This window comes from Frankia sp. AgB1.9, assembly GCF_016786355.1.
GTDB lineage: Bacteria > Actinomycetota > Actinomycetes > Frankiales > Frankiaceae > Pseudofrankia.
Genome location: NZ_JADWYX010000253.1, coordinates 1 through 2,798, shown reverse-complemented (window position 1 = coordinate 2,798; position 2,798 = coordinate 1). Strand labels below are relative to the sequence as shown.

General features: G+C 69.8%; 2 protein-coding genes. One reads left to right on the top strand and one right to left on the bottom strand.

The genetic code is table 11. From position 1 onward, the window contains the following. Window positions 1–1,284 (bottom strand): hypothetical protein (locus I6A60_RS40915; protein WP_203055890.1); only part of this gene is annotated, 1,284 nt, incomplete at its 3' end. Between the two features lie 602 nt (window positions 1,285–1,886). On the opposite strand from I6A60_RS40915, the gene I6A60_RS40910 reads away from it, so the two are divergent. After that, window positions 1,887–2,612 (top strand): hypothetical protein, encoded by a 726-nt coding sequence (locus I6A60_RS40910; RefSeq protein WP_203017212.1) that lies wholly within the window; start codon window positions 1,887–1,889, stop codon window positions 2,610–2,612. Window positions 2,613–2,798 lie beyond the last annotated feature (186 nt).

Genomic DNA, 2,798 nt, shown 5'->3' with positions numbered 1-2,798 from the left:
GGCGGATGCGGTGAGCTGGCCGAAGTGGCGGACGTCGGCGTCGTCGTGCCAGGTCTCAAGCCTGCGCCAGACACGGTTGGCGGCCGTGGTGATGGACGACGTCACGTGGCCCGTCGGGAGGCTGACGGCCGCTGTGGCTGCGGCGACTGCTGCGGCCGGGTCGGGCCTGTCTCGCAGTAGGAAGGAGTTGGCGAGCGCTAGGAAGGCGTGGCCTCGTTCCTCGTAGCTGCCCTCGCTGCCGCTGAGCCGCTCGACAGCAGCCTGGGCGTAGGGCTGGGCTGTGTGGCCGTCCCGGAGGCGAACCGTGCAGACCGCGGTGAACATGTCCGCTGACGCGGGTGTGAACGGTGACGATCCTGGGAGCGGGGAACTGTCCACGACGAGCATCGTGCGCATGGCTGCGAGAGCGTCGGTCGCTGGTCGGCTTTGCCGGGCTGCGGACCATGCTCGGGCCTCGTAGGCGGCCAGTCTGGCGGCGAGGTATGCCGGGGCGGCGGCTCGTGCGCTGCCGGCGTACAGGGCTGCCTCCATGTACCGGCCGGTGTAGAAGGCAATGGAGCTATGCAGCGCGGCGAGGCTTGCGGGGAGCATCGGGTCGTCGGTCTTGAGGGCGTAGCGCTCTGAGGTTTCCGCGAAGCGGCGGGACTCGCGGTAACGGCCCTCAGCGAACATGACCCGGCCTAGGAAATAGGTGAACTGGCCCGCAAGGAGGGTGAGCCGACGTTCGTCGGACGCGGTGAGACGCTCGCGGCCGAGAAGCGATCGTGTCCTGGTCCAGCCGGCGGCGACGATCGGCAATGTGTCTGCCGGCGGCGTGCGGTCGTAGCTGGCGGCGACGTCGTCAACGTCGGATTCGAGGTCAGCAATGGTGAGCGCGTCAGCGCCGTCCTGGGTCTGCCGCAAGGTCTCCGCTGCTGCCAAAGACAGCGCGGCGACACCGAGGAACTCCCGCCGGTCCGTGGGGCTCTCCCTCCCTCGGACCTCACTGTAAATCTCGACGGCCGGGACAGACACGACCCGCGACACGCGGGCCGGCGGCGGAGCCGGAGGGGCCAGGAGCTGTTCCACCGCGATACCGAAGATGTGTTCGAGGACGCGGCAGGCGGCTTCGTGGGGGCGGCCTACGGCACCGGCTCGCCAGTGTTTGACGGTCCGTTCGCTGGTGGCGACGTCGAGGTTCATCGCGTGGGCGGTGGCGTCGAAGCGGCGGCAGAACCGGGTGACGGACCAGGCTCGTTCGTTCATGAGCTGGGCGAGCACGGTGCGTGGGGGCCTCGGTGGCATGGGTGCTCCGGGGTGTGTGGCTGGTGTGCTGATCGTGTCGTGTCGGCGGCGCCGTGTCACTAGAGGGGCCACGTAATGGCCCTTGGCTCGCGAGTGGGGGCCATTCGGTGGCCCATGGTCGTCCCTGGCCGCCCGGCTTCTGTCACTGGCAGGCGACTTGGCGTGATGGATGGTGACTCGTGTCGGCCAGTCGGCTACCGGGACCCGTCCGGCCCGCGTCTGCCCTCCGGGCGCGGGTCGGACGCCACCAGGAGCCGGGTGGCTTGGACGAGGCGTGGCGGAAGCCGTCGACGCAAAACGATCACCTACAGAACGCCGATGATCTTCGCCTCTGCTGTGGCGGGGGCCGGTTGGACGTGGCCGATGGGTCACCATCGAGGACGGGGAGATGGATGGACGGGCCGGATCGCCGTGCTTTCTTGTGTGCGGGTGTCGCTGCCCCGGGGGCGCTCGTGACGTCGGAGGCGGGTAGTGCCGGTGAGGCGGGGGCGGCGATTGACGATGGTCTGGCAACGCATGCGGCCCGGTGGGAGTCGACGCCGATGACAGCCGTCCTCGCTGACTGTGAGCGGTGGAAGGTGTGGTGTCGGACGGTTGGTTCGGTGAGTAGTCCGCTGTGGCGGCGGCGTTCGGGTCGGGTGTCGCTGCTGGCTGCCCGTGCGTATCTGGACAGTGGCCGGGCGGATGGCGCGTTGGCGTTGGCGCAGCAGGCCCGGGTGACGGCGCGGGCGGCCGACGATCTCCCGACCGTGCTGCACGCTGATCTCGTCGCGGCGGACGTCTGGGACGCGGCCCGGCCTGACAGCTATGACGTGCCGTTGAAGATGTTGGCACAGGTTCGCCAGCGCGGCGGGACGAGCTGGATCGCGGCAACAGCGGCGATGTTGGCCGCGAACCTCAGTGCCCGGCGGGGTGACTCAGAGAGCGCCGTGGTCCTGGTGACGGGTGGTGAGTTCCTGGCCGAACGGCTGGGCGCTCCTGAGCCTGGGGAGTACACGAGCGCACATCTGGCGGCGTTCGGCGCGAGCGCGCTGGTCCGGGCGGGTCTGCTCGCGGAGGCTCGTCCGCGCCTGGAGATGGCGGCGTTTCTCGCGGAGGCGCAGGGTCCGGGCCTGCGGTCGGCGGTGCAGATGTACCGGTCCTCGGCAGCGTTGACGGGCGGCGACCGGGCGCAGGCCGCGGAGCATGCGCGTGCGGCGCTGGGGCTGTCTGCCGGGCGGCCGGCGGCGTGGCTGGCTCGCTCGGTACTCGGGCAGGCTCGGCGCGCTGGCGGGAAAGACGGCTGGGAGGCGCTGGCCTACCGGGTGGCGGCCTGGCAGATGATGTAGCGGCGTTGGCCGCTACGGACGGGGCTACCGACAACGGCGGATTGCGCCTGTCCGGTTCCGGGCTGGGTTGCGTTTTTCGCGAGACATCGCGTGGTCTTGTGGCGTAATATGGGTGTTGGCCGACTGGCGGAAGCCATAAACAAACCCAAAATTTGCCCTGACACCGGTCCGGGTGTTCACCATGGT